The organism is Corynebacterium sp. MSK006 (assembly GCF_030232385.1).
Lineage (GTDB): Bacteria > Actinomycetota > Actinomycetes > Mycobacteriales > Mycobacteriaceae > Corynebacterium > Corynebacterium frankenforstense_A.
The window spans coordinates 1-26,780 of record NZ_JASPJZ010000026.1 but is presented as its reverse complement, the minus strand read 5'-3'; the positions used below and the strand labels follow the sequence as shown (position 1 = coordinate 26,780).

Genomic DNA, 26,780 nt, shown 5'->3' with positions numbered 1-26,780 from the left:
GGCCCGGCTCGCGGCGACGGCGCGCTCGTGGCGGGTGCGGGCGGACTTCTCGGCCTCGGCCTGGCGGCGCAGCTGGTCGCCGCGCCCGGCGACCTGGCCGGCGCGGTCCTGGGCGGAGCGCAGCGCGAGGCGGGCCTCGACCTCCATGGCGCGGACCTGCTCGAGCACGGTCGCCGCCTCGTCGCGCGCGGCGGTCGACGGCTCCTCGGGGGCTTCGTCGTCCTCGGCGCGCGCCAGGCGGTCGCGGGTCGCCTCGAGCTCCTTGCGGGCCTCGTCGCGGCGGGTGCGCGCGGTCTCGACCTGACCGCGGGCGGTCTCGGCGGCCCGGGCGTCGGCGGCGGCGCGCTTCTTCAGGTTCTCCGCCTCGCGGGCCGCCGAGCGGGCGGCGGCGTCGTGGTCGCGCAGCTCGGCGGTCGCGGCGGCGGCCTCCACGCCGGCCTCCTCGGCGGCCTGGCGCGCGCCCTCGAGCGTGCCCGCCAGCTCCTCGAGGCTGGCCTCGGCGGCGGCGAGTTCCTCTTCGGCCCGGGCGATCTGGCCGGCGACCTCGACGGTGCCGGGCCGCTCGCGGCCCAGCCGGGCCCAGCCCTCGCCGAAGAGCTCGCCGTCGGGGGTCACCGCGCGCAGGCGCGGGTCGGAGTCGACGACGCCGCGCGCGGCGCGCGCGTCGGCGACCAGCACGACGTCGGCAAGCAGGCGGGTCACCGCGGCCCGGGCGCCCTCTGCCAGCTCAATGTGGTCGAGCAGCCAGGTGGCCTCCGTGGGCAGGTCGGCGTCCATGCGCCAGGTCCCGCCCGCCCGCTCGGTGTCGATGAGCGTGGTGCGCGCCAGGGCGCCGCCGGCAAACGACGAGTACGTCTCCTCGCCGACGTGTCCGGCCAGGGCCTCGGCGTGGTCGCCCAGGGCGGCGGCCACGGCGGTCTCGGTGCCGGGCTCGGGCGTGATCAGGCCGGCCAGGGGCGAAAATCCGTCGAGGCTGTCGGCGGCGTCGGCGCCGGTCTCGGAGTCGCGGAGGGTCTCGATGCGCGAGCGCAGCGCGTAGACGGCGCCGGAGCGTTCGCGCTGGGTCTCGCGCAGCTGCTCGAGGCGCTTCTCGGCGGCCTCGCGCTCGGCGGCGGCGTTCTCGGCGGCGGCCTTGAGCGGCTCGCGGGCCCCGCCGGCCTCGGCGACGGCGGCGTCTGCGGTCGCGAGCTCGGCGGCGGAGGCCCCTGCGCGTTCCTTGGCGGCGGCCTCGCGCTCCTCGGCGCGGGTGATCTCGGCGTCGAGCTCCCCGACGCGGGCGGCCAGGGACTCCTCGGCGGCCAGCAGGCGCACCACGCCCTCGCGGCGGTCGGCCACGGCGCGCACCTGGGCCAGGTGCTCCTCCTCGGCGTCGCGGTAGGCTTCCTCGGCGGCGTCGAGCTCCTCGCGCACGGCCTCCAGGCGGGCCTCCGCGGTGGCGGCCTCGGCCTCGGCCGCCCTGCTCTTCTGGTCGGCGGCCTCGGCGCGGGCGAGGATCTCCTCGGGGTCCTCGCCGTGGTAGTCCTCGCCGCCGCCGGCGCGGGCGCGCTCCTCGGCCACGCGCAGGGTCGCCGAGACGCGCTCGGCCAGGGTGGACAGGCGGAACCAGAGCTGCTGGGCGGCCTCGGCGGCCGGCTCCGCCTCGGCGACGGCGGCCTCCGCGGTCTCGCGGGCGGCGGCGGCCTCGGCCAGCTGCTCCTCGGACTCGGCGGCGGCCAGCCGTGCGCGCTCGTGGGCGGCCTCGGCGGTCTCGAGCGCCGCGCGCACGCGGGTGATCTCGTGGCCGGCGAGTGCCAGGCGGGCCTCGCGGACGGCGGCCTGGACGGTTGCGGCACGCTTGGCGGCCTCGGCCTGGCGGGCCAGGGGGCCGAGCTGGCGGGAGAGCTCGTCGGTCAGGTCGCGCAGGCGGTCGAGGTTGCCTTGCATGTTCTCGAGCTTGCGCTGGGCCTTCTCCTTGCGGCGCCGGTGCTTGAGCACGCCGGCGGCCTCCTCGATGTAGGCGCGGCGCTCCTCGGGGCGCGAGTCGAGGATCTCGGCGAGCTTGCCCTGGCCGACGATGATGTGCATCTCGCGGCCGATGCCGGTGTCGCTGAGCAGCTCGCGCACGTCCATCAGGCGGGCGCGCGAGCCGTTGATCTCGTACTCGCTGGCGCCGTCGCGGAACATGCGGCGGGTCACCGAGACCTCGGAGTACTCGATGGGCAGCCGGCCGTCGTGGTTGTCGATGGTCAGCGTGACCTCGGCGCGGCCCAGCGGCCCGCGGTCGCCGGCGCCGGCGAAGATGACGTCCTGCATGGAGGACCCGCGCAGGGTCTTGGCGCCCTGCTCCCCCATCACCCAGGCCAGGGCGTCGACCACGTTGGACTTGCCCGAGCCGTTGGGGCCGACCACGGCGCAGATGCCCGGCTCCAGCTTCAGCGTGGTCGCCGACGCGAAGGACTTGAAGCCCTTCAGGGTCAGCGATTTCAGGTGCATGGTGTTCCCAGGATAGCAGCCGGCCAGGCGCCCACCGCAGGCTCAGCGGGCGGCGCGGGCGGGCCGGGGTGCCCCGACCGTCCAGGCGGCGATCAGGGTGGTCAGCGGCACCGCGGCGACGAGCGCGAGCGAGCCGGTCACCGAGCGCATCACCTCGGTGGCCATCGTGTCGGAGGTCAGGATCTCGGCCAGCCCGCGCCCGGAGACCCCGAGGAGGACCAGCAGCGGCAGCGCTGCGCCGGTGTAGGAGAGAACGAGGGTGTAGACGGTGCTGGCCAGGTGGTCGCGGCCCACCCGCAGCGCGCGGGTGAACAGCTTCCAGCGCGAGGCGGCCGGGTCGAGCTCGCGCAGCTCGGCGATGGTGGCCGACTGGGCGACGGTGACGTCGTTGAGCACGCCGAGGGTGCCCAGGATGAACCCGGCCGTCAAGAGGCCGGTGATCTCGATGCCGGGCAGGTAGAGCAGCACCTGCAGGTTGTTCTCGTCGCCGAGGCCGCGCAGCCGGTTGGTGCCGATGGCCGCCTGGGCGATGCCGACGCCGAGCAGCATCGCCGTCAGCGTCCCGCCCAGTGCGGAGGCGGTCTTCCAGTTCGCGCCGTGGACCAGGAAGAGCACGAGGTAGAGCACGGCCGCGCACGCGGTGATCGCGGCGGGCACCGGGGACTCGCCGCGGGCGAGGGCGGGCAGCAGGAAGACCCCGATCACGCCGAGGGTGACGGCCAGGCCGATCACGGCGCGCACGCCGCGCCAGGCGCCGACGACGGCGATGCCGGCCAGCGCGAGCAGCAGCCAGAACCAGAAGGCGCCGGTGCGGTGGAAGTCCTGGAAGCCGTAGGTGCGCGTGCCGTCGGCACCCGTGTGCACGGCCAGGCGGATCTCGTCGCCGCTCTCGAGGTGCGCCGCGCCCTCTGCGCCGCTGGCGGCGGCGTCGGTCAGCAGCGTGCGGCGGCCTTCGTCCGGCCCGGAGTGGATGTCCACGGCGACGAGGTGGCAGGCCTCCTGACCGGCGGGCACCTGGTCGACTCCGGCGGGGATGACGTCGAGGACGGAGCCGACGGCCTGGGTGGTGCACGCCGCGGTCAGGCCCTCGGCGACGGTGCCCTCCTGGGTCTCCACTCCCAGCGGGGAGGCCTCGGAGAAGTCGCCGGCGGGCGTCGGCGCCGCGCCCGTGGGCCACTGGACCACGAGCGCGACGGCGGTGGCCACCGCCCCGAGGAAGAGCGCGATCGCCAGCACCACCCGCGACGGCGTCCAGGCCGTGGTGCGCGGGGCGAGCCGCTCGCGCAGCGGGCGGTCGTTAGGGGGCCCGGAGTGCCCGTGCGCGTGGGCGTGCCCGTGCAGGTGGGCGTGGGTTTCTGCGTGCTTGTCGACGCCCGCGTCTGCGGCGCGGGCGGTCCGGCTCGCCGTCGGGCGGTGGTGATGGCGTCCCATGGTCAGCCGATGGTAGCCGGGCGGCGGGCGGCGGTGCCGGTCAGCGCTCGCGGAAGCCCTCGACGCCCTTCGGCTCGCCCCACTGCGCGACGACGAGCTCGACCGAACCGGGGCGCCCGGTCGTCGTCGGCTCCTCGCGCAGGAGCTCGAGCAGGCACTCGCAGGTGCCCCGCTCGCCCTCCGCGACGACGCAGACGCGCCCGTCGACGAGGTTGCTCGCGGAGCCGGCCAGGCCGAGCTCCAGGCCCCGGGAGCGGGTCCACCAGCGGAAGCCCACGCCCTGGACGTGGCCGTGGACGAAGGCGGTCAGGCGCGTCGCGCTCACTTACCGGCCTCCGTGCCGCGCGCCGTCTCCCAGCCGTAGTCGAGCGACTCGTACTCGGCGGAGCGTTCGGTGATCGGGTCGGAGCCGTCCCAGGTGCCCATCTCCTCCCAGCCGAGGGTGTCTCGCGGCAGGTCCTCGCGGCGGAAGACCGGGTTGAGCCCGGCGCGGCGCTGCACGGCGTAGTGGCGCAGCAGGGCCACGGCCACGCCGGCCAGCGGGAAGAGGGCGACGAGGTTGATGGTGGCCATCAGGCCGGAGAAGACGTCGGCCAGCGACCAGACCAGCGGCACGGAGCCGATGGCGCCGCCGAAGACGCAGAGGACGACCAGCCCGCGGAAGACCTGCAGGGTCGTGGAGTTGGTGCGCCCGACCATGTAGCCGATGTTGGACTCGCCGTAGTAGTAGTTGCCCACCACCGAGGAGAAGGCCAGGAAGATGATCAGCACGGTCAAAAAGTGGATGCCCCAGCCGCCGACGGAGTCGGAGAGCGCGGCCTGGGTCAGCTGCATGCCGCCCTCCTCGCTGCTGAGGTCCGGGGCGGCCAGCAGGATGATGAAGGCGGTGGCCGAGCAGACGACCAGGGTGTCGAAATAGACGCCGAGGGTCTGGATCAGGCCCTGCTTGACCGGGTGGGAGACACTCGCGGTCGCCGCGGCGTTGGGCACTGACCCCATGCCGGCCTCGTTAGAGAACAGGCCGCGGCGGATGCCCTGCTGGATCACCGCGCCCAGGGTGGCGCCGGCGAACTCGCGGATGCCGAAGGCGCTGAGCACGATGTCCTCGATCATGCCGGGGACCTCGCTGATGTTCAGGCCGATGACGATGAAGGCGACGATGATGTAGGCGACGGCCATGACCGGCACGATCGTCTGGGTGACGGTGCCGATGCGCTGCACGCCGCCGAAGATGACGACGCCGGTGGCCGCGGCGAGCACGAGGCCGACGCCGACCTTGAGCCCCATCGAGTCGTTGCCGGCGGACTGGCCGATGGCCTCGGTGATGGAGTTGGACTGCACGGCGTTGAAGACGAAGCCGTAGGTGACGCAGATGACAACGGCGAAGACGACGGCCAGCGGGCGCCAGTGCAGCGCCTTGGTCATGTAGTAGGCCGGGCCGCCGCGGTAGGAGGCGGCGTCGCGCTCCTTGAATACCTGGGCCAGCGTCGACTCGATGAACGAGGTCGCGCCGCCGACGATGGCCAGAAGCCACATCCAGAACACCGCGCCGGGGCCGCCGGTGGCCACGGCGATGGCCACGCCGGCGACGTTGCCGGTGCCCACGCGCGAGGCCGCGGAGATGGTGAAGGCCTTGAAGGCGGAAATGCCCTTCTGGCCCTCGGAGATCTCCGAGGGGGTCTCGGTGACGGCCTTGAGCATGTCCGGGACGTAGCGGATCTGCACGACGACGGTGCGCCAGCAGTAGAGAAGTCCGGACCCGATGAGCAGGAACATCACCAGGTACCAGAACTTGTCGTTGAACGCCTGTACGGCGTTGACGAGAGATTCCATGAACCAGAATCGTAATCCGCCGAGTCAGTGCCTGCGCTGACAGGTCGGGCAGAGGTGACTGGATCGGTTCATGAACGTCTCGCGGATCACCGGCGTGCCGCAGCGCGGGCAGGGCCGCCCCGCCCTGCCGTAGACATTGAGCGAGCGGGAGAAGTAGCCGCTGCGCCCGTTGACGTTGACGTAGAGCGAGTCGAACGAGGTGCCGCCCTGCTCGAGGGCGCGCTCCATGACGGCGCGCCCGGCGTCGAGCAGTTCGACCAGCCTCGGCAGGGCGACGCGGTCGGCGCGCTGGCGCGGGTGGACGCGGGCGGCGAAGAGCATCTCGTCGGCGTAGATGTTGCCGATGCCGCTCAAGATCTCCTGGTTGAGCAGCAGGCGCTTGATCTCGGTGCGCTTCGTCTTCATCAGCGCGGCCACGGCGTGCGCGTCGAAGGCGTCCTCGAGCAGGTCGGCTCCGATGTGCGCGACCGGTTCGGGCACCGCGCGCCCGGCCTTGCCGAGGGCGAGCGCGCACGGCCACCAGTAGCCGAAGGTGCGCTGGTCGACGAACCACAGCTCGCGCCCCTGCGCTCCCCCGACGCGCGCCCGGATGCGCAGGTGCGTGTGATTCGGGTCCTCCGCGCCGGTGCCGGCGGGCTTGATGAGCATCTGCCCGCTCATCCCGAGGTGGACCAGCAGGCAGTCGTCGGCCACCCCGTCGAGGTCCAGCCAGAGGAACTTGCCGCGGCGTTCCACGGCGCGCACGCGCGCGCCGTCCAGACGATTGGCGACGTCGCATGGCTCGGCGCAGCGACGTACCGCCCGTGAGTGGCGCACCGCGACGTCGTCAATCGTGCGCCCGGTGAGGTGTTCGGCGAGGCCGCGCCGGACGACCTCGACCTCGGGCAGCTCAGGCATCCTCGCCCATGCGCAGGGCCAGGACGGTGGCGCGCTCGCGCAGCGCCGTCCAGGCCCGGTGGGCCGCCTCCTGCTCCGCGAGCTTCTTGTTGTGGCCCACGCCGCGGCCGAGCTCCACGTCGCGCACGCTCGCGGTGGCGGTGAAGGTCAGGTCGTGCTCGGGGCCGGTCGACTCGGCGGCGTAGACGGGCATCTCGAGCTTGAGCTCGGCGAGCCGCTCCTGCAGTGCGGTCTTCCAGTCCTGGTGGTGGCCCTGGGCGGTGGCGGTGGCGATCTTCTCGCCGAAGAGGCGCAGCACCACCTTCCGGGCTGTCTCGAAGCCGTGCTGGCGGTAGACCGCCCCGAGGACGGCCTCGGTGGTGTCGGCCAGGATCGACTCCTTGGTGCGCCCCTCGGTGGACTGCTCCCCCTTGCCCAGCAGGATGTGGCGGCCCAGGTCGATCTCGCGGGCGATGTCCGCGCAACCGTAGCGCGAGACGATCGAGGCCCGCATCTTGGAGATGTCGGACTCGGGGCGCGAGGGGTAGTGCTCGTAGAGCTCGCCGGCCACGGACAGGCCGAGCACGGCGTCGCCGAGGAACTCGAGGCGCTCATTGTTCGGCAGCGTGCCGTTCTCGTTGGCGAAGGAGCGGTGGGTCAGCGCCAGGCGCAGGTGCTCGTCGTCGACCTCGACGCCCAGCGCCTCGAGCAGCGGGGTGTGGTCGACGGCGCCGTAGGCGGCCTCGAGGGCCTCGACGCCGGTGGGCCGCTGGCTGCGGCGCCGGCTCACAGGAACTTCTCCAGCCCGGACCAGCGCGGGTCGGTGCCCTGGTACTCGCCGGCGACACCATCGGGCGCGGGGACCTCGGAGTCCGAGCCCTCGCAGCCGTCCTCGCAGACGGGGCTGAAGGGCAGGTTGAGGCCGATCTCGTCGGTGACGGCCTGGGTCAGGTCGACGCGCTCGTCGACGACGAGCGGCGGGAGGTCGTCCTCGTCGTCCTCGCCGTCCTCCGGCGCGTCGCCGGACTCGGTGAAGACGTCGGCGTCGTAGGCGAAGAACTGCTCGACGTGGAACTCGCCCTCGCGGTGCAGCTCGCGCAGGCAGCGGGAGCACTGGCCGTCGAGCGGCGCGGTGACCTCGGCGATCACCTGCACGCCGGTGCCCAGGTCGGTCAGGTCGGCGTCCACGGTGACCTCGGCGCCCTCGGGCACGGCGATCATCGCCACGCCGATGCGCTCGGGGGCGGGTGCGGTGCGGGTCTGACGCTCACGGCCTCCGTCGAGACCGGAGACGTCGAAGATGAACGGGGAATCCATAACGGCCGACGATCCTACCCCTCACGACGCGGCTGCGACCAGCCACGTTCGTCATAGTCGTAGCCGCCGCGGCTTGTGCCCCGCGTGCCGGCGGCACCCGCGGCCCCGGCCGCGCGGTCGCCGCGCTGGGCGCCGCCGGAGGCCCCGGCGCCGCGGCGCAGGGCGGCGCGGTCGCTGGAGACGGTGCGCAGGACCCCGGAGAGGGTCTCCTCGAAGTCGGCGAGCTTGCCGTCGACGAACTCGTCGCACTCCTGGCGCAGCTGGCGCGACTCGGAGTGGGCGGCCTCGACCACGCGGTGGGCCTCCTCCTCGGCGCGGCGGGCGACCTCGGACTCGGAGACCAGGCGCTTCTGCTCGGCCAGGCCCTCGTCGACGCTGCGCTGGTAGGAGGCGTTGCCCTCCTTGACCAGGCGGTCCGATTCGGACTGGGCGCGGGCGACGGTGTCCTCGGCCTCCTCGCGGGCGCGGGTGACAGTCTGCTCGGCCTCCTCCTGGGCGCGCGAGACCATGGTGGTCGAGCGGGTCTGCGCGTCGGCGAGCATGTTCTCGCTCTCCTCGTGGGCGGAGCCGACGATGTCGTTGGCCTCGTGCTCGGCGTCGGAGACGATCTGCTGGGCGCGCTCCTCGGCGCCGCGGATCAGTTCGTCGCGGCGGTCGAGGACGTCCTGGGCGTCGTCGATCTCGACGGGCAGCGCGTTGCGCATGTCGTCGAGAAGCGCCAACACGTCGTTGCGCGGCACCATGCAGTTGGAGGTCATGGGCACGCCGTAGGCCTGCTCCACGGTCTGGACCAGTTCATCGAGAGCTTCAAACACGCGGTACATGGCCCCAAGCGTACCGGCGCGGCGCGGGGTTCTCCCCGCGCCGCGCCGCATTTTCCGGGTCCTTGCGGACCGTGAACTTCGCCTAGATCACGCCCTGGGCGAGCATGGCGTCGGCGACCTTCTTGAAGCCGGCGATGTTCGCGCCCACCACGTAGTCGCCCTCGCGGCCGTACTCGGCGGCGGCGTCGGCGGTGTGGCGGAAGATGTTGGACATGATCTTGTGCAGGCGCTGGTCCGTGTACTCGAAGCTCCAGGAGTCACGGGTGGCGTTCTGCTGCATCTCGAGCGCGGAGGTGGCCACGCCGCCGGCGTTGGCGGCCTTGCCCGGGGCGAAGTGGACGCCCTTCTCGCGGAAGACTTCGATGGCGTCGGCGGTCGAGGGCATGTTCGCGCCCTCGGCGACGAAGCGGCAGCCGTTGTCGAAGAGGTGCCCGGCGTGCTCGCCGTCGAGCTCGTTCTGGGTGGCGCACGGTAGGGCGACGTCGCAGGGCATGTCCCAGATGGAGCCGTCGGTGTGCAGGGTCGCGCCCTCGGACTCCTCGACGTACTCGGCGACACGGCCGCGGCGGACCTCCTTGACCTCCTTGAGCAGCTCGACGTCGACGCCGTTCGGGCACTCGACCCAGCCGGACGAGTCGGAGAAGCCGATGACGGTGGCGCCGAGCTCCTGGGCCTTCTCGATGGCGTAGATGGCGACGTTGCCGGAGCCGGAGACGGTGACCTTGGCGCCGGAGATGGACTGGCCGTGCGAGGACATCATCTCCTGGGTCAGGTAGACCAGGCCGTAGCCGGTGGCCTCGGTGCGCACCAAAGAGCCGCCCCAGGTCAGCCCCTTGCCGGTGAGCACGCCGGACTCGTGCTGGTTGACCAGGCGGCGGTACTGGCCGAAGAGGTAGCCGATCTCGCGGGCGCCGACGCCGATGTCACCGGCGGGCACGTCGCGGTACTCGCCGATGTGGCGGGAGAGCTCCGTCATGAAGGACTGGCAGAAGCGCATGACCTCGGCGTCGGACTTGCCCTTCGGGTCGAAGTCGGAGCCGCCCTTGCCGCCGCCGATGGGCAGGCCGGTCAGGGAGTTCTTGAAGATCTGCTCGAAGCCCAGGAACTTGATGATGCCCAGGTTGACCGAGGGGTGGAAGCGCAGGCCGCCCTTGTACGGGCCCAGGGCGGAGTTGAACTGGACGCGGAAGCCGCGGTTGATCTGGACGTCGCCGTTGTCGTCGACCCACGGCACGCGGAAGATCAGCTGACGCTCCGGCTCGCAGAGGCGCTGGATCAGACCGTAGTCGCCGTAGTGGGAGTCCTTCTCGAGCACGATCTTGAGCGAGTCGAGCACCTCGGCGACGGCCTGATGAAACTCCGGCTCGCCGGCGTTGCGCTTGAGCAGGAGGTCGTAGTAGCTGGAAACCTGTTCGTCGACGTTCATGTCCTGACGGTCCTTCCTGGGGGTCTCTTCCCGTACGCCCGGCGACCGTGTGAGACACGTCGCCCCGAGACGCCCGGTGTGGCTGTGGACGCGACTAATTATGACACAAGGGTGTTTGACCTGCAGCAAAATACCGGTCAAACGACCGACAAAAACTAGGTGATTCTGGTCACAGCGCCCTGTGCGTCACAATGGGGACGTGGAAAACAGCGCAACCGAGAACCCCCGGGTCGTCATTGCCCCCGACTCCTTCAAGGGCACCTTCGACGCCGACGCCGCCGCCGAGCTCATCGGTGCCGGCGTGCGCGAGGTGCTCCCCGACGCCGAGATCACCCTGGCCCCCATGGCCGACGGCGGCGAGGGCACCGCCGCCCGCTTCACCGGCCAGACCGTCGTCCTGCCCACCACCGACGCCGCCGGCCGGCTGACCGAGGCTGCTTACGTCTACGACGCCGCCGCGGCCACCGCCTACATCGACGTCGCCGCCGCCTCCGGCCTGCCCGCGGTGGCCGACCGGCCCGTGCCGCTGACCGGCGACACCTACGGCACCGGCGTGCTCATCGCCGACGCGCGCACCCGCGGCGCGCAGCGTGTGGTGCTCGCCCTGGGCGGCTCCGGCACCGTCGACGGCGGCAGCGGCATCCTCGTCGCCCTCGGTGCACGCCTCCTCGACCGCCGCGGCCTGCCGGTGCCCAAGGGCGGCGGCTGGCTCAGCGCCGTCGAGGCCGTGGACACCGCCCGGCTCAACACCGACGCCGGCGCCATGGAGTTCGTCCTGCTCACCGACGTGACCGCCCCGGTGACCGGCCCCGAGGGCGCCGCCCGGGTCTTCGGCCCGCAGAAGGGCGCGGCCGAAGACGACGTCGAGCTGCTCGACGAGTCGCTCGCCCACCTCTGCGAGGTCCTCGAGTTCGACCCGGCCACCCCCGGCGCGGGCGCGGCCGGCGGCGTGCCGGTCTGCCTGACCTGGCTGGCCCGCCTGCTGGGCAACCCGGACCCGCGGATCCTGCCCGGCGCGCCCGTCGTGGCCGCCTCGCTGGGCCTCGAGGACGCAGTGGCCGCGGCCGACCTGGTCGTCACCGGCGAGGGCTCGCTGGACGCGCAGAGCTTCACCGGCAAGGTCGTCGGCACGCTCGCCGGGCTCGAGCGGGCCGAGGGCGCGCGCTTCGCGGTGGTCTGCGGGCGCGCCGACGCCGCCGCCCGCGGCGCGCTGCCGGCCGGCAGCCTCGTCGAGGAGACGGGCGGTAAGGACGCCGACGCCCTGCGCGCGGCCGGCGCCCGGGTGGCCGAGGCCTACCGGAAGATCTCCACCGTCCAGGGGTAGACGGCGGGCAGCTCGTGGGCGGTCTCGTTCTCGAGCAGCACCGGGTCGTCCGGCAGCTCGGCGGCCGGGGTGAGCAGGCGCGAGAGCGCCATCGTCAGCTCGTTGACGGAGCCGGAAAAGCCCTCGGGGCGCAGCAGGTAGCACACCACCTCCGCGTTCTCCAGGTCGCGGCCCTGGTGCTGATCGCGGTACGTTTGCCTTAGCTGATCGGCGACCCCGACCTGCAGCCGGGCCTGCGTGGACTCCACCGGCATCGCGTCGAGGACACCGGCCGCGGCCAGCTTCTCCCCCGCGTCGGCGAAGCGCTCCTTCAGCGCCTCCGCCCGGTCCGCGGGGACGAGGACGTCGAACTGAATCTGTGGCATGGCCCCAGAGCATAACCGGAAAGGTGGACCATGAATAGCCCCTACATTCCGCGGCACAACCCGCTGAACGTGATGGCCGACGGCACCATCAAGCAGGTCAACCCGTTCACCGGCACCGAGGTCTGGACGGTGCCGGGCCGCGGCAACCGCCCGCTGTCCCGCCCGAAGGCGGACCCGGAGCCGGTCACCGACGCCAACCGCGAGGACTCCTGCGCCTTCTGCGCCGAGCGCATGCTGCAGACCCCGCCGGAGAAGGCCCGGATGATCCGCGAGGACGACCACTGGCGCATCGTGCGCGGGGTGACCCCGGACCAGCTCACCGAGACGGTCCCGGAGTTCCGCCGGGTGCCCAACCTCTTCGAGATCGTCTCCTACGACTACTGGCGCGAGAACTACGACTACCGCATGGACGCCGCGCAGCTCGCCCGCCGGGAGCAGTACCTCTCCGCCCCGGGCGGGCGCGAGCACGTGCTGGCCACCGTGCAGAACAAGCTCAAGGCCGCAGGTCAGGACCCGAACCTGCCCGAGGAGCGTCTCCTCGAGCTCGGCGACGCCTTCTTCGGCGGCGGCCACGACCTGGTCATCGGCCGGCGCCACTTTGTCGACGGCGCCGAGAACACCTCCCAGCTGGCGTCCTCCGGCACGCTGACCCCGGACGAGCACGCCGCCTTCATCCGCTTCACCGTCGACTCGATGGCGGAGATCTACGAGCACAACCGCTACGCCCGCTATGTCGCCGTCTTCCAGAACTGGCTCAAGCCCGCCGGCGCCAGCTTCGACCACCTGCACAAGCAGCTGGTGGCCATCGACGAGCGCGGCGTGCAGTCCGAGCTGGAGATCTCCCACCTGCGCACGAACTACAACATGTACAACGAGTGGGCCGTCGACTACGCGAACTACCACAACCTGATCATCGCGGAAAACCAGCACGTCGTCTGCTTCGCCGGCTTCGGCCACCGCTACCCCACCCTCGAGGTCTTCTCGAAGTCGGCGGTCGCCGAGCCCTGGCTGCAGGACGCCTCCGAGGTCCGCGCGATGAGCGACATGCTGCACGCCTGCCACGCCGCCACCGGCCCGGACGTGCCGTGCAACGAGGAGTGGCACCACAAGCCCGTCGACCTCGACGTGCCGATGCCCTGGCGCATCATGATCAAGTGGCGCGTGTCCACCCTCGCCGGCTTCGAGGGCGGCACGAAGATCTACGTCAACACGCTCTCGCCGGAGAACATCCGCGACCGCGTGACCACCGAGATGATCCGCCTGCGCGGCGAGGGCCGCATCGCCCAGGACCTGCGCATCGGCACCGAGTGCCACGTGGAACCCAACTCCCTGCGCTACAACCCGCTGCTGCCTTAAGGGTCCAATTGCCGACGCCGCGCAGCGCGCCGTCGGCGCGCCCCACCCGTGCGCGCCCCGCGCGGCGCGGGGCGCCGCGCGCCGGAGGGTGCCCCCTTCCCGCGCACGTCAGGGGCGTCGCATGCGTCGTCACTTCCTGGTCCGTTAGGCCCGCTGCCTCTATAGTGGTCGCCGACCACGAACAGACCGGAAGGCAGACCCGAGGCATGAGCCTGACCCCCGCCCACCTGCTCGCCAACGCGAAGACCGACCTGAGCTTCCAGCGCACCCTCTACGAGGACCTGCACGAGCACCCGGAGCTCTCTGGGCTCGAGCGCGCGACCTCGCAGAAGATCCTCGGTCGGCTGGAGAACCTCGACTGCGAGATCGTCCAGCCGATCGGCGGCTTCGGCATCGTCGGCGTCTTCCGCAACGGCCCCGGCCCGACCGCGCTCTTCCGCGCCGACTTCGACGCGCTGCCGGTCAAGGAGACCACCGGGGTACCCTACGCCTCCACGCGCGTGCAGGCGCGCCCGGACGGCTCGACCGTGCCGGTCATGCACGCCTGCGGCCACGACATGCACACCACCGCGCTGCTGGGCGCCTGCGAGCTGCTCGACGACAACCGCGACTCCTGGTCCGGCACCTTCCTGGCGCTCTTCCAGCCCTCCGAAGAGATCGGCACCGGCGCCGACGCGATGCTCGCCGACGGCCTGGCCCGGCGCATCCCCGCCCCGGACGTCTGCTTCGGCCAGCACGTCATGCCCGGCCGCGCCGGCGAGGTGCAGACGATGCCCGGCGGCCAGCTCGCCGCCGCGGACTCGGTGACGATCACCATCACCGGGCGCAGCGCCCACGGCTCGATGCCGCACAAGGCCGTCGATCCGACCTACGTCGCCGCGATGATCATCATCCGGCTGCAGGGCCTGGTCGGCCGCGAGGTCGACCCCAACGACTTCGCCGTGATCTCGGTGGGCAAGGTGCGCGCCGGTACCACCAACAACATCATCCCGGACACCGCGGAGCTGACGCTGAACTGCCGCTTCTACGACGACACGGTCAAGCGGCGGGTCTACTCCGGCATCCGCCGCGTCGTACACGCCGAGTGCGAGGCCTCCGGCTGCCCGGAACCGCCGCGCTTCGAGTACTTCTCGCACGCGGAGCTCACGGACAACTCGAAGGAGGTCTTCGAGCGGGTGCGCCCGGTCTTCGACGCCGTCTTCGGGCCGGACTCCGTCGACGCGGAGCGCTCCACGGTCTCCGAGGACTTCTCGCACATCCCCCGCGCCTTCGGGGCCCCGTACCTGTTCTGGCTGGTCGGCTGCACCCCGCGCGAGCAGTGGGACGCGGCCGTGCACGGCGGCACCGTGGACACCGACGTCCCGGTCAACCACATGTCGACCTTCCTACCGGACTACGAGCCGACGGTCTCCTCTGCCACCCGGGCCGCGGCCGCCGCGGTGCTGACCTACCTGGGCAACCACAACTGAGCGCGGCCACCCCCGTCGCCGAGCACAACCCACGGGGGGCGAGCTAACCTGGACGCGTTCGCTGACACGTCCCTTTAACCGTGAGAGCAGGAGCAACTGATGTCCCACCCGTCCCCGATCCCCAGCCTGCCTGAGGCGCTGCCCGGCCACGTCCGCGGCGCCGCCGGCACCTCCCCCGCCGACGCGACGAACCGCAAGTACTGGTTCGGCCTGTCGCGTGCGGTCATGGACCAGATCGCCGACCGTTGGGAGGCCACCGACCTGACCTACAGCCGGGGCCGCCAGCAGCACTACTTCTCCGCCGAGTTCCTCATGGGCCGCGCCCTCCTGAACAACCTGACCAACCTCGGCCTGGTCGAGCAGGCCCGCGAGGCCGTGGCCGAGGACGGCCGGGAGCTCGCCGACGTGCTCGAGGCCGAGTACGACGCGGCACTGGGCAACGGTGGTCTGGGCCGCCTGGCCGCCTGCTTCCTGGACTCCGCGGTCACCCAGGACTACCCCGTGACCGGCTACGGCCTGCTCTACCGCTACGGCCTGTTCCGCCAGTCCTTCGAGGACGGCTTCCAGAAGGAGTCGCCGGACTCCTGGCGCGACGACGGCTACGCCTTCACCTTCCGCCGCCACAGCCAGCAGCGCATCGTCCACTTCGACGACATGACCGTGCGCGCCGTGCCCCACGACATGCCGATCACCGGCTACGGCACCGACAACGTGGGCACCCTGCGCCTGTGGAACGCCGAGCCGATGAGCGAGTTCGACTACGACGCCTTCAACTCCCAGCGCTTCACCGACGCGATCCTGGAGCGCGAGAAGGTCTCGGACATCTGCCGCGTGCTCTACCCCAACGACACCACCTACCAGGGCAAGGTGCTGCGCGTCCGCCAGCAGTACTTCTTCGTCTCCGCCTCCCTGCAGTCGATGGTGGCCAACTACATGCACAACCACGGCGAGGACCTCCGCGGCTTCGCCGAGTACAACTGCGTCCAGCTCAACGACACCCACCCGGTGCTCGCCATCCCGGAGCTGCTGCGCATCCTGCTCGACGACTACGCGATGAGCTGGGACGACGCCTGGGGCGTGGTCACCGAGACCTTCGCCTACACCAACCACACGGTGCTCACCGAGGCCCTCGAGCAGTGGGACGTCTCGATCTTCCAGACGCTCTTCCACCGCATCTGGGAGCTCGTCTGCGAGATCGACCGCCGCTTCCGCGAGGACATGCGCGCCCGCGGCATCGACGAGGGCCAGATCGCCCGGATGGCCCCGGTCCAGGACGGCAAGGTCCGCATGGCCTGGATCGCCTGCTACGCCTCCTACTCGATCAACGGTGTCGCCGCGCTGCACACGGAGATCATCAAGCGCGAGACCCTGGCCGACTGGCACGGCATCTGGCCGGAGAGGTTCAACAACAAGACCAACGGTGTCACCCCCCGCCGCTGGCTGCGCATGTGCAACCCGCGCCTGGCCGGCCTGCTGACCGAGGCCGCCGGCTCCGACGCCTGGGTCACCGACCTGACCGAGCTGGCCAAGCTGGCCCCGCTGGCCGAGGACGCCGCGACGATGAAGCGCCTGCGCGAGATCAAGACGGCCAACAAGGCCGACTTCGCCGAGTGGGTCGCCGAGCGCGAGGGCGTCGAGATCGACCCCGACTCCATCTTCGACGTGCAGATCAAGCGCCTGCACGAGTACAAGCGCCAGCTGCTCAACGCGCTCTACATCCTGGACCTGTACTTCCGCATCAAGGTCGACGGCGAGCGCGACGTGCCCAAGCGCACCTTCATCTTCGGTGCGAAGGCCGCCCCGGGCTACATCCGTGCCAAGGCGATCATCAAGCTGATCAACGAGATCGCCCGCCTGGTCAACAACGACGAGGAGGTCTCGAAGTACCTCAGCGTCGTCTTCGTGCACAACTACAACGTCTCCCCGGCCGAGCACATCATCCCGGCCGCGGACGTCTCCGAGCAGATCTCGACGGCCGGCAAGGAGGCCTCGGGCACCTCGAACATGAAGTTCATGATGAACGGCGCGCTGACGCTGGGCACCCTGGACGGCGCCAACGTCGAGATCCTCGACGCCGTCGGCGACGACAACGCCTACATCTTCGGCGCCGAGGAGGACGAGCTGCCCGGCCTGCGGGAGAACTACGACCCGAACGCCGTGGCCGACGCCACCCCGGGCCTGCGCCGCGTGCTCGACGCCCTGACCAGCGAGCTCCTCGACGACTCCGGCTCCAGCTGGTTCGCCGACCTGCGCCGCTCGCTGCTGGGCGACGGCTACAACGAACCGGACACCTACTACGTGCTCGGCGACTTCGCGGACTACCGCGACACCCGCGACCGGATGGCCGGCGACTACGTCGCCGACCCGGACCACTGGGCCCGGATGTGCTGGCTGAACATCTGCGCCTCCGGCCGGTTCTCCTCCGACCGCACCATCGCGGACTACGCCAACGAGGTCTGGCACCTGGAGCCGACCCCGCTGAAGTGGGACTAGTCTCCCCCGGACATGAGAAGAGGGGCCCCGTGAGGGGCCCCTCTTCTCGTGTTCAGCCTCGGTGCCGCTCACCCGTGGGTGGCGGGACCGGGGCCTGCCGGCCTACTTGCGGTCGGCGTCCACGGCGGCGCCGACGGAGAAGTCCTCGCCGAGCAGGTGCACGTGGATCATGTTGGTGTTGCCCTTGATTCCGGGCGGGGTGCCGGCCACGATGACCATCATGTCCTCGCGGTCGTACTCGCTCATCTTGAGCAGGTTCTCGTTGATCTCGACGATCATCTCGTCGGTGGAGGCGACCTTGCGGGTCAGGAAGGTCTCCGCGCCCCAGCTCAGGGCCAGCTGCGATCGGACCGAGGGATCCGGGGTGAACACCAGCAGCGGCAGGTGCGAGTGCAGGCGGGCCAGGCGGCGGGCGGTGTCACCGGAGGTGGTGAACGCGACCAGCGCGCGGGCGTTGAGGCGCTCGGCGATGTCGCGGGCCGAGAAGGAGATCACGCCGCGCTTGGTGCGCGGGATGTGGGCCAGCGGGGGCACCGAGCCGCCGTGCTCGGCCTCGCGGACGATGCGGGCCATGGTGCGCACGGTGTGCTGCGGGTTGACGCCCACCGAGGTCTCGCCGGAGAGCATGACCGCGTCGGCGCCGTCGAGGACGGCGTTGGCGACGTCGGAGGCCTCGGCGCGGGTCGGGCGCGAGTTGTCGATCATCGAGTCCAGCATCTGGGTGGCGACGATGACCGGCTTGGCGTTCTCGCGGGCGATCTGGATGGCGCGCTTCTGGAACAGCGGCACCTCCTCGAGCGGGACCTCGACGCCGAGGTCACCACGGGCGATCATGATGCCGTCGAAGGCCAGCACGATGGACTCCAGGGCGTCGACCGCCTCCGGCTTCTCGAGCTTGGCGATGACCGGCACGCGGCGGCCGACCTCGTCCATGATCTCGTGGACCAGGTCGACGTCCGCCGGGGAGCGCACGAAGGACAGGGCGACGAGGTCGACGCCGAGCTTCAGCGCGTAGCGCAGGTCGTCCTTGTCCTTCTCGGACAGCGCCGGCACGGAGATGTCCATGCCGGGCAGCGAGACGCCCTTGTTGTTGGAGACGGGGCCGCCCTCGACGACCTCGCAGACGACGTCGTTGCCGTCGACCTCCTTGCAGACGAGGGCGACCTTGCCGTCGTCGACAAGCAGGCGGTCACCGGGCTTGGCGTCGCGCGCCAGGCCCTTGTAGGTGGTGGAGACGCGGTCGTGGGTGCCCTCGACGTCGTCGATGGTGATCCGGACGATCTCGCCGTTCTTCCACTCCGTCTCGGTCTCCTTGAACCGGCCCAGACGGATCTTGGGGCCCTGGAGGTCGGCCAGGATGCCGACGGCGCGGCCGGTCTTGTCCGTGGCCTCGCGGACCCACTCGTAGTTCTGCTTGTGGTCAGGGTGGTCGCCGTGCGAGAAGTTCATGCGGGCGACATTCATGCCCGCCTCGACCAGCTCCAGGATGCCCTCCTGGCTGGCGACGGCGGGACCGAGCGTGCAAACGATCTTGGTTCTTCTATCCACGAGCTCCAACATACTGCTTTCCGTTGTGGGTTTCCATACGAGCGACCGCCCGATCGGTCACGATGATGCCCGATTGTGTTGCTACTGTCACGTTTTTCAGTCGCCAGGAGGCCTTTTCGGCCGCTCCGGGCCCGGTCTGTGCCCGTTTTCTTGGGGCACACCCGGGAGCCTACCGGTCTTTCCCGGTTCCGTCCGTTCGTGTCTGTTTCCCTGCGGTGGGCTGGCCGACGCCCGCGGCGTCGTCAATCTCCTCGGGCGTCTCGGACTCGGCGGTGTCGGGCGCGGGGCGGTCGCCCAGCACCTCCTTCTCGGACTCGCGGCCGCGCGGCAGGAGCAGGAAGGCGACGAGGCCGACGACGATGAAGACCAGCGCGGCGAAGGAGTTCACGCGCATGCCCAGGATGTGCTGGGCGGGGTCGGTGCGCATCAGCTCGACCCAGGAGCGGCCCAGCCCGTAGAGGACGAGGTAGAGCGCGAAGACCCGGCCGTGGCCGAGGCGCAGGCGGCGGTCCAGGAAGAGCAGCAGCAGGAAGGAGCCGACGTTCCACAGCGACTCGTAGAGGAACGTCGGGTGCACCGAGGCGATGACCTCGCCGGTGGAGCGGCCGGTCAGCGGGGCGAAGTTGCCGTCAGCGTCGACGCGGTAGTAGAGGTCGAGTGCCCAGGGCACGTCCGTGGGCCGGCCGTAGAGCTCCTGGTTGAACCAGTTGCCGAAGCGCCCGATGCCCTGCGCGAAGATCAGGCCCGGGGCCACCGCGTCGGCGAAAGGGGCCACGGGCACGCCGCGGGTGCGGTAGAAGACCCAGATGGCCAGCCCGCCGAGCAGGACCGCGCCGATGATGGCCAGGCCCCCCTCGGTGATCTTGACCCAGCCCCACGGGTCAGCGTCCTCGCCGAAGTAGTCCGGCCAGTGCGAGATGACGTGGTAGGCGCGCCCGCCGATCACGCCGGCGATGATGACCACGATCGCGGAGTCCCAGACCATGTCCGGGTCGCCGCCGCGGGCGCGGTAGCGGCGCAGGGTCAGCCAGAGGGCGACGAGGATGCCCGTGATGATGCACAGCGCGTAGGCGCGCACGGGGATCGGCCCGAGGTGCCAGACGCCCTGCGGGGGCGAGGGGATGTTGGCGAGGTAATCGGTGTGCACGACTCGCCATTGTGCCCTACCGGGCGGTGACGCGCCGGGGGCAGGCCGGGTGGTTGCCGGCCGCGGAGAGGGTGCGCACGCAAGCGGCCGGGTCCTCGTCCGTCATCACGGTCTGACCGACCACCACGGCGTCGGCACCGGCCGAGGCGTAGGCGAGCACGTCGCGCGCCGAGCGCACGCCCGACAGGGCCACGCGGGCGACGGACTCGGGCAGCCCGGTGGTGATCTCGGCGAGCAGGCCGCGGTCGACGGCGCCGGTGACCGGGTCGCGCGCGTCGACCCCGACGACCTTCGCGCCGGCGGCCAGGGCGCGCTCGAGGGCCGGGTAGGTGCGGGCCTCGACCATGGGGGTCATGCCCAGCGAGGCCGCGCGGTCGACGAGGGCGGCCAGGCGGTCGGCGTCCAGGTAGTCGGCGATCAGCGGGATGACGTCGGCGCCGTGGACGCGGGCCTCGTGGATCTGGTACGGGTCGAAGATCAGGTCGCGGACCATCACGGGCACCTCGACGGCCACGGCGACGGCGGCCAGGTCCTCGAGGGAGCCGGCGAAGCGGTGCGGCTCGGTCTGCACGGCGATCATCCCGGCGCCGGCCTCCTCGAGCTCGGCGGCGAGCACGGCCGCGGCCTTGGTGTCCAGGTCGCGCAGGCGACCCTGGCCCGGGCTGTGGCGCTTGATCTCGGGGATGACGGAGCAGCCGCCCTCGAGCAGCGCGGTCAGGCCGTCGCGGGCCGGCGCGCAGTCACGGGAGGCGGCCTTGATCTCCTGGAAGGGCACCGCGCGCTCCCGACGTGCGAGTTCGAGGCGGGCGTGTGCGAAGACATGCTCCACGGCCACGGACGTCGACATCGCCGGCTCCTCTCCGCCACGCCCGGGGGGGGGTGGACGTGACTGGGGACACTGTCTAGTTCGTCTCGAATACTATCCCGGAGACTGCCCCGCCACGAAATCAGCCCCTCGCGGGCTCGCGGGGGCTGCGGGTGACGGTGGGTCACACCAGTAGTTCAGCGGTCCGTCGGGTCGATGTCCGCGTCGAGGGCATCCCACAGCACCCGGCCGGACTCGGGGTCCTCCTCGAGGTCCCGGGTCACCCGCGCGCGACGCTGGTCGCCTCGGGCGAAGCGGGTGCGCCTGGGCGCGTCGGTGCCCGGGCGCACGACGATGAGCACGGCGACAAGCAGGGCCAGGGCCGCGCCGATCAGGGCGATCGAGGGGCCGAGGGCGTCGAGCTGGACGTCAGTGAGCTCCGCCCAAGAGTTCAGCGCGACCGGGTCGTCGGCGCGCTGGCTGTCCGCCCCGGAGGTCAAGAGCCCGAAGACGCGGTCCGGGTCCGGCCCGGTGAGCAGCAGGCTCAGCGGGATCCAGGCGACGGCGGCGGCGATGAGCGCGGTGATCGCGCCGACGACGCGGCGGCCCACCCGGCGCAGCACGAAGCTGCCCGCAGCGGCCGCGACGAGCAGGAGCGCCGCGACCGTCAGCTCAGTGGCCCAGGAGCCGCCGACGATGTCGTGGTGGGTCTCCCCCAGCTTGTCGTCGAAGCTGTCGACGCTGACCCACGTCAGCCGCGAGCCCAGCCAGACGATGAGCCCGCCGAGGGCCACGCCGAGCGCGCCGCGGGTGGCGGTCTTCTTCTCGGCGACGCCGGCCGTGCCCGCGACGTCGTCACGCGCGGCGTCGGAAATCTCTCCGGACAACGGCCTACTCCTCCCCCAGCAGCTCGTCGGCGTCGAAGCAGGTGCGGTCGCCGGTGTGGCAGGCCCCGCCCTTCTGGTCGACGACCATGAGCACGGTGTCGCCGTCGCAGTCCAGGCGCACCTGGTGGACGTACTGGGTGTGCCCCGAGGTCAGGCCCTTGATCCAGTACTCTCTGCGCGAGCGAGACCAGTAGGTGCCCCGGCGGGTGGCGATGCTGTGGGCCAGCGCGTGGGCGTCCATCCAGGCCATCATGAGCACCTCGCCGGAGCCGTGGGCCTGCACCACCACCGGCACGATGCCGGCGTCGTTGAAGCGCACCCGATCGGCGATGGCCGGGTCCAGCTCGAAGTCCGCGGGGTTCGTGCTCATCGGCGCACCACCTGACCGGCCGCGGCGAGGGCGTCCTTGACCTCGCCGATGGTGACCTCGCCGAAGTGGAAGATCGAGGCGGCGAGCACGGCGTCCGCGCCCGCGGCCACGGCCGGCGGGAAGTCCGCGGCCTTGCCCGCCCCGCCCGAGGCGATGACCGGGACGCTCACGGCGGCGCGCACCGCGCGCAGCAGCTCGAGGTCGAAGCCGTCCTTGGTGCCGTCGGCGTCCATGGAGTTCAGCAGGATCTCGCCGGCGCCCAGCTCGGCGCCGCGGCGTGCCCACTCGATGGCGTCGATGCCCGCCGAACGGGTGCCGCCGTGGGTGGTCACCTCGAAGCCGCTGGGCTGGGGCTCGCCGTCGGCCGGCACGCGGCGCGCGTCGACGGACAGCACGATGCACTGGGCGCCGAAGGTGCGCGAGAGCAAGGCGATCAGGTCCGGGTCCTTGATCGCGGCCGTGTTGACCGAGACCTTGTCGGCCCCGGCGCGCAGGAGCTCGCGCACGTCCGCCACGCTGCGCACCCCGCCGCCGACGGTCAGGGGGATGAAGACCTGCTCGGCGGTGCGGCGCACCACCTCCAGCATGGTGCCGCGCCCGGCCTTGGAGGCCGAGACGTCGAGGAAGGTCAGCTCGTCGGCCCCCTCCGCGTCGTAGCGGGCGGCCAGTTCGACCGGGTCGCCCGCGTCGCGCAGGTTCTCGAAGTTGACCCCCTTGACCACGCGGCCCTCGTCGACGTCCAGACACGGGATGACCCGCACGGCCAGCGACATGACTTCCTCTTTCTGCTCCTGGGGTGTGTGGCACGGCGGCTCAAGCCCGCCGGGTGTGGCGGCTCAGCGGCCGCCGCGCTCTCTGACCCTGGCAATCGTAGTCAAGATGGCCTCGTGCGAGGCCGGCGCACCCGCGACCACCCCGCGCGAGTCCGGCGTCCACTCCTCGCCGTGGATGTCGGTGACCCGGCGCCCGGCGGCCCGCGCCAACAGCACGCCGGCGGCGTTGTCCCACGGGTGCGGGGAGAGCGAGAGCGCCCCGCCGAAGGTGCCGGTGGCGGCAAAGGCCAGGTCCACGCCCACCGAACCGGTGATGCGCGGGCGCAGGAAGGTGCTGGCCAGCTCGGCGAGCAGGTTCTGGCGGAAGTGCGAGGTGAACTCCGAGCCGCTGGGCGAGGCGACCGAGGAGAAGCCGACCTGGGCGGGGATCGCGTCCGGGTTCGGGTCCGGGGTGATCTCCTCGCCGTTGACGGTGATCGGCCCGCCCTCGGTGACCGCCAGGCGCCGGCCGACCACGGGGATGGAGGTCACGGCGACCACGGGCTGGCCGTGGACGAGCAGCGAGACCAGGATCGCGGCCATGGGGTTGCCCACCGAGTAGTTGGCGGTGCCGTCGATCGGGTCGACGACCCAGGTGCGCTCGGCGTGGACGTCGCCGCCGCCCTCCTCGCCGAGCACCGGGATGCCGGTCGCCGCCAGGCGCACGCGCAACAGCGACTCGATGTCCAGGTCGGCCTGGGTGGCGAAGTCGTGCTCACCCTTGGCCACGCTCGGCGGGGCGCCGATGCGGTCGAGGAAGACCTCCTCGGCGGCCTTCACGGCGTCGACGGCGACCGCCAGCATGCCCGGCAGGTCGGTCTCAGTGCTCTCCGTGTCCTTCGCGGCCATGGTTCTCGTCCTCGTTAGTGGCGCGTGTCATTCCGCCGGGGTCTCGGTGGCTGCGGCCTCGGACGCCTCGGCGGCGGCCGCCAGGGCGTCGGCGAGCGTGAAGCGGTCCTCGTAGAGCGCCTTGCCGACGATCGCGGCGTCGATGCCCTCTTCGAGAAGCCCCGCGAGCTCGCGGACGTGGTCGAGGGTGGCCACCCCGCCCGAGGCGGTCACGGCGGCGTCGGTGGCCGCCGAGACGTCGCGCAGCAGGTCGACGTTGGGCCCGCTGAGCATGCCGTCGGTGGAGACGTCGGTGACCACGAAGCGGGTGCAGCCGTCGGCGTCGAGGCGCTCGAGCTCCTCCCACAGGTCTCCGGCGTCGTCGACCCAGCCCTTGGTGCGGGTGCGCCAGCGGCCCTCCTCCTCGAGGACGGCCAGGTCCACGGCCACCCGGTCGCCGTACTCGCCGAGCACGCGGGCGATCCACCCCGGGTTCTCCAGAGCGGCGGTGCCGATGTTGACCCGCGCCGCCCCGGTGCCCAGGGCGCGCTCGAGGGAGGCGTCGTCGCGGATGCCGCCGGTCAGCTCGACGTTGATGTCCAGCTCGCCGGTGATGCGCGCCATCAGCTCGTGGTTGGAGCCGCGCCCGAAGGCCGCGTCGAGGTCGACGAAGTGCAGCCAGTTCGCGCCCTGCTCCTGCCAGGCCAGCGCCGCGGCCAGCGGGTCACCGTAGGACTTCTCGGTGCCGGCCGCACCCTTCTCCAGGCGCACGGCCTGGCCACCGACGACGTCCACTGCGGGCAGGAGCTCGAAAGTCATGTGACTCATCGTAGCTTCCGGGGGTGGGCCCGTGGGCGGAAACGCCCGCCGGGCCTGCGACGCTCCCTGGTACTCCCCGCGGTGCTATCGTGGCGGGACACGCATGAGCGCCCCGGCTACCCGGGTTCCGCGCGCAGTCTCCGAGCACAGACGGGTTATACCTCTTGATCGAGCTCCGCGACGTCACCGTCGCCTACCCCGGCACGCCCTCCCCCGCCGTCGAGGCGGTCAGCTGCCGGTTCCCCGACGCCTCGGTCACCGCCCTGGTGGGCGCCTCCGGCTCCGGCAAGACCACCGTGCTGCGCACCGTCAACCGCATGGTCACCCCGACCGCGGGCACCGTGTCCGTCGACGGCCGCGACGTCGCCGACCTCGACGCCGTCGAGCTGCGCCGCTCCATCGGCTACGTCATCCAGGGCTCAGGCCTGCTGCCCCACCGCACCGTGGAGGCCAACATCCTGACCGTGCCCAGGCTGACCCGCACCGAACCGGCCCACGGCGTCGAGGAGCTGGCCCGGATGGTCGAGCTGCCCGTGGAGCTGCTGCGCCGCTACCCCGGCGAACTGTCCGGCGGGCAGGCTCAGCGCGTCGGCGTGGCCCGGGCGCTGGCCCACGACCCGCGCATCCTGCTGATGGACGAGCCCTTCGGAGCCGTCGACCCGGTGGTGCGCCGCAGCCTGCAGGACCTCCTCGCCGAGCTGCAGTCCCGGCTGCGCAAGACGGTCGTCCTGGTCACCCACGACATGTCCGAGGCCTTCCGCCTGGCCGACCGCATCCTGCTACTCTCCGACGGCGGGCGCATCGAGCAGGCGGGCGCCCCGGAGGAGCTGCTGACCGCCCCGGCCACCGACCACGTGCGCGCCTTCGTCGGCGCCGACTCCCGCCGCCTGCACCTCGACGAGGCCGGCCGGGTGGTGCGTGACGCGCGCGGCCGGGTCATCGGCACCCTCGATCCGGGTGAGCGCCCGTGAGGCTCGACTGGATCGCCGACAACGCCGCCGAGCTGGCCGGCCTCGCCGTGACCCACGCCGGACTCGCGGCCCCGGCCGTCCTGGCCGCCACGGTCATCGCCCTCCCGCTCGGCTGGGCCGCCCACCGCGCGAAGCGCTGGCGCGACGTGGTGGTCACCGCCGCCGGGCTGGTCTACGCCGTGCCCTCGCTGGTTCTGTTCATCCTCATGCCGCTGTTCCTGGACACCTCGATCATCGCCCCGGCCAACGTCGTCGTCGCGCTGACCGCCTACGGGGTCGCTCTGCTCGTGCGCACCTGCGCCGACGGCTTCGACTCCGTGGACGCCACCGCGCGCACCACCGCCGAGGCACTCGGCTTCAGCCCCGCCCAGCGGGTGCTCCAGGTGGAGCTCCCCCTGGCCGGCCCCGTCATCCTCGGCGGGGTGCGTGTGGTCTCGGCCTCCACGATCGCGCTGGTCTCCGTCGGCGCGCTGATCGGCGTCGAGTCGCTGGGCACGCTGTTCACCGAGGGCTTCGCGCGCTCCTTCCCCACCGAGATCCTCACCGGGGTCATCGGCACCGTGGTGCTGGCGTTGATTTTCGACGCCGTGCTGGTCGCCGCCGGGCGCGTGTTGATGCCGTGGGGTGCGAAGGCGGCGTCCAAGTGATCTTCTTCCTCGACGCGCTGCGCTTCCTGATCGACCCCGCCAACTGGGGCATGCTCGCCGGCCGCCTCGGCGAGCACCTGCTCTACGCCTGCCTGGCGCTCGCCGCCGCCTGTGTGATCGCCCTGCCGGTGGGCCTGTGGCTGGGCCACCGCCGCCGCGGGGCCTCGGTGCTGCTGGCGGTCTCCGGTGCGCTGCGCGCCATGCCGGCCCTCGGCCTGCTGACCTTCCTGACCGTGGAGCTGACCGTCGGGGTGAGCCTGCCGCTGGTGCCGACGACCGTCGTGCTGGTCATTCTGGCCGTGCCGGCCGTGCTGGCCAACGCCTTCTCCGGGATGGCCGCGGTGCCGGCCGAGGTCGTCGACGCCGCGCGCGCCGTCGGCCACACGGAGGGCCAGATCGTGCGCGAGGTCGAGCTGCCGCTGGCCGCCCCGACGATCGTCGGCGGGGTGCGCTCGGCGATGGTGCAGGTCATGGCCACCACGACGGTGGCCGCCTACATCGGGCTCGGCGGGCTGGGCCGGCTGATCCTGGACGGGCTGGCCGTGCAGAGCTACCCGACGATGGTCGCGGGCGCGCTCGTGATCATCGCCGCGACCCTGGTCATCGACCTCGCCCTCGCGGGCGTGCAGCGCGCCGTGCGCCCGCGCACCGCCGCCGAGGAAGGAGCGCCCCAGTGACCGTCACCCACTCCCCCGCCCGCCGGGCCTCCGCGCGTGCGGATCACCGCCCGCGCGGCCCGCGCCCGGCGCGCCGCCTGCGC

General features: G+C 72.0%; 25 protein-coding genes. 7 read left to right on the top strand and 18 right to left on the bottom strand.

Features of this window, described 5'->3' with window-relative positions:
* From QQA02_RS11305 to gdhA, 9 genes are all read right to left on the bottom strand, one after another.
* On the bottom strand, positions 1-2,472 hold a 2,472-nt coding region (locus QQA02_RS11305; RefSeq protein WP_284864340.1), incomplete at its 3' end, for a chromosome segregation SMC family protein.
* Positions 2,473-2,514: 42 nt separating this feature from the next.
* Positions 2,515-3,903, bottom strand: coding sequence for a YibE/F family protein (locus QQA02_RS11300; protein ID WP_284864339.1), 1,389 nt, complete (start codon positions 3,901-3,903; stop codon positions 2,515-2,517).
* Between the two features lie 40 nt (positions 3,904-3,943).
* Entirely contained in the window at positions 3,944-4,228 is a 285-nt protein-coding gene (locus tag QQA02_RS11295) for an acylphosphatase (RefSeq protein ID WP_284864338.1), read from the bottom strand.
* Positions 4,225-5,736 carry an alanine/glycine:cation symporter family protein gene (locus tag QQA02_RS11290; protein ID WP_284773230.1) on the bottom strand — a complete coding sequence of 504 codons (1,512 nt, stop codon included), beginning with the start codon at positions 5,734-5,736 and terminating at the stop codon, positions 4,225-4,227. Before QQA02_RS11290 ends, QQA02_RS11295 begins: the two co-directional genes overlap by 4 nt.
* Positions 5,737-5,760: 24 nt before the next feature.
* Positions 5,761-6,633: a bifunctional DNA-formamidopyrimidine glycosylase/DNA-(apurinic or apyrimidinic site) lyase gene (gene mutM, locus QQA02_RS11285; RefSeq protein WP_284864337.1), complete on the bottom strand. Its 873-nt coding sequence runs from the start codon at positions 6,631-6,633 to the stop codon at positions 5,761-5,763.
* A complete protein-coding gene (gene rnc, locus QQA02_RS11280; protein WP_284864336.1) occupies positions 6,626-7,402 on the bottom strand; it encodes a ribonuclease III in 777 nt (258 codons plus the stop codon). The genes mutM and rnc overlap by 8 nt, the downstream gene beginning before the upstream one ends.
* The gene (locus QQA02_RS11275; protein ID WP_284773226.1) at positions 7,399-7,929 is read right to left on the bottom strand and encodes a YceD family protein; all 531 of its coding nucleotides are present in this window, start codon (positions 7,927-7,929) and stop codon (positions 7,399-7,401) included. Before QQA02_RS11275 ends, rnc begins: the two co-directional genes overlap by 4 nt.
* Before the next feature lie 14 nt (positions 7,930-7,943).
* Complete coding sequence (locus QQA02_RS11270; RefSeq protein WP_284773225.1) at positions 7,944-8,753, bottom strand: DivIVA domain-containing protein; 810 nt, start codon at positions 8,751-8,753, stop codon at positions 7,944-7,946.
* 82 nt (positions 8,754-8,835) lie between these two features.
* Complete coding sequence (gdhA, locus tag QQA02_RS11265) at positions 8,836-10,179, bottom strand: NADP-specific glutamate dehydrogenase (protein WP_284773224.1); 1,344 nt, start codon at positions 10,177-10,179, stop codon at positions 8,836-8,838.
* A gap of 199 nt (positions 10,180-10,378) precedes the next feature.
* Here gdhA and QQA02_RS11260 point away from each other — a divergent pair, with 199 nt between their 5' ends.
* A complete protein-coding gene (locus QQA02_RS11260; protein ID WP_284864335.1) occupies positions 10,379-11,503 on the top strand; it encodes a glycerate kinase family protein in 1,125 nt (374 codons plus the stop codon).
* On the opposite strand, the gene QQA02_RS11255 is transcribed toward QQA02_RS11260, so the two are convergent.
* The gene (locus QQA02_RS11255) at positions 11,473-11,868 is read right to left on the bottom strand and encodes a hypothetical protein (protein ID WP_284864334.1); all 396 of its coding nucleotides are present in this window, start codon (positions 11,866-11,868) and stop codon (positions 11,473-11,475) included. The genes QQA02_RS11260 and QQA02_RS11255 overlap by 31 nt on opposite strands.
* A 30-nt stretch (positions 11,869-11,898) precedes the next feature.
* Between QQA02_RS11255 and QQA02_RS11250 the strand changes: the two genes are divergently transcribed.
* From QQA02_RS11250 to QQA02_RS11240, 3 genes are all read left to right on the top strand, one after another.
* Positions 11,899-13,224, top strand: coding sequence for a DUF4921 family protein (locus QQA02_RS11250; protein ID WP_284773218.1), 1,326 nt, complete (start codon positions 11,899-11,901; stop codon positions 13,222-13,224).
* Positions 13,225-13,430: 206 nt separating this feature from the next.
* A complete protein-coding gene (locus QQA02_RS11245) occupies positions 13,431-14,693 on the top strand; it encodes an amidohydrolase (protein WP_284864333.1) in 1,263 nt (420 codons plus the stop codon).
* A gap of 99 nt (positions 14,694-14,792) precedes the next feature.
* Positions 14,793-17,186 carry a glycogen/starch/alpha-glucan phosphorylase gene (locus QQA02_RS11240; RefSeq protein WP_284864332.1) on the top strand — a complete coding sequence of 798 codons (2,394 nt, stop codon included), beginning with the start codon at positions 14,793-14,795 and terminating at the stop codon, positions 17,184-17,186.
* A gap of 102 nt (positions 17,187-17,288) precedes the next feature.
* Here QQA02_RS11240 and pyk read toward each other — a convergent pair whose 3' ends face one another.
* The 8 genes from pyk to priA form a co-directional block, all read right to left on the bottom strand.
* On the bottom strand, positions 17,289-18,734 hold the full coding sequence (pyk, locus tag QQA02_RS11235) for a pyruvate kinase (RefSeq protein ID WP_284773216.1): 1,446 nt from the start codon (positions 18,732-18,734) through the stop codon (positions 17,289-17,291).
* Between the two features lie 169 nt (positions 18,735-18,903).
* Complete coding sequence (lgt, locus tag QQA02_RS11230; RefSeq protein WP_284864331.1) at positions 18,904-19,881, bottom strand: prolipoprotein diacylglyceryl transferase; 978 nt, start codon at positions 19,879-19,881, stop codon at positions 18,904-18,906.
* A gap of 16 nt (positions 19,882-19,897) precedes the next feature.
* The gene (locus QQA02_RS11225; RefSeq protein ID WP_284864330.1) at positions 19,898-20,728 is read right to left on the bottom strand and encodes an indole-3-glycerol phosphate synthase TrpC; all 831 of its coding nucleotides are present in this window, start codon (positions 20,726-20,728) and stop codon (positions 19,898-19,900) included.
* Positions 20,729-20,883: 155 nt separating this feature from the next.
* Complete coding sequence (locus tag QQA02_RS11220; RefSeq protein WP_284864329.1) at positions 20,884-21,573, bottom strand: TIGR02234 family membrane protein; 690 nt, start codon at positions 21,571-21,573, stop codon at positions 20,884-20,886.
* A 4-nt stretch (positions 21,574-21,577) separates the two neighbouring features.
* On the bottom strand, positions 21,578-21,943 hold the full coding sequence (gene hisI / locus QQA02_RS11215; protein ID WP_284864328.1) for a phosphoribosyl-AMP cyclohydrolase: 366 nt from the start codon (positions 21,941-21,943) through the stop codon (positions 21,578-21,580).
* Positions 21,940-22,716: an imidazole glycerol phosphate synthase subunit HisF gene (hisF, locus tag QQA02_RS11210; protein ID WP_284864327.1), complete on the bottom strand. Its 777-nt coding sequence runs from the start codon at positions 22,714-22,716 to the stop codon at positions 21,940-21,942. The genes hisI and hisF overlap by 4 nt, the downstream gene beginning before the upstream one ends.
* A 63-nt stretch (positions 22,717-22,779) precedes the next feature.
* Positions 22,780-23,604 carry an inositol monophosphatase family protein gene (locus QQA02_RS11205; protein WP_284773209.1) on the bottom strand — a complete coding sequence of 275 codons (825 nt, stop codon included), beginning with the start codon at positions 23,602-23,604 and terminating at the stop codon, positions 22,780-22,782.
* Positions 23,605-23,631: 27 nt separating this feature from the next.
* Positions 23,632-24,402: a bifunctional 1-(5-phosphoribosyl)-5-((5-phosphoribosylamino)methylideneamino)imidazole-4-carboxamide isomerase/phosphoribosylanthranilate isomerase PriA gene (gene priA, locus QQA02_RS11200; protein WP_284773208.1), complete on the bottom strand. Its 771-nt coding sequence runs from the start codon at positions 24,400-24,402 to the stop codon at positions 23,632-23,634.
* A gap of 164 nt (positions 24,403-24,566) precedes the next feature.
* Between priA and QQA02_RS11195 the strand changes: the two genes are divergently transcribed.
* From QQA02_RS11195 to QQA02_RS11185, 3 genes are read left to right on the top strand one after another with little or no spacing between them, the layout of a single operon-like run.
* Positions 24,567-25,373 carry an ATP-binding cassette domain-containing protein gene (locus QQA02_RS11195; RefSeq protein ID WP_284864326.1) on the top strand — a complete coding sequence of 269 codons (807 nt, stop codon included), beginning with the start codon at positions 24,567-24,569 and terminating at the stop codon, positions 25,371-25,373.
* Positions 25,370-26,020 carry an ABC transporter permease gene (locus QQA02_RS11190; RefSeq protein ID WP_284773203.1) on the top strand — a complete coding sequence of 217 codons (651 nt, stop codon included), beginning with the start codon at positions 25,370-25,372 and terminating at the stop codon, positions 26,018-26,020. The genes QQA02_RS11195 and QQA02_RS11190 overlap by 4 nt, the downstream gene beginning before the upstream one ends.
* The gene (locus QQA02_RS11185; RefSeq protein WP_284773202.1) at positions 26,017-26,697 is read left to right on the top strand and encodes an ABC transporter permease; all 681 of its coding nucleotides are present in this window, start codon (positions 26,017-26,019) and stop codon (positions 26,695-26,697) included. The genes QQA02_RS11190 and QQA02_RS11185 overlap by 4 nt, the downstream gene beginning before the upstream one ends.
* Positions 26,698-26,780: the final 83 nt, after the last annotated feature.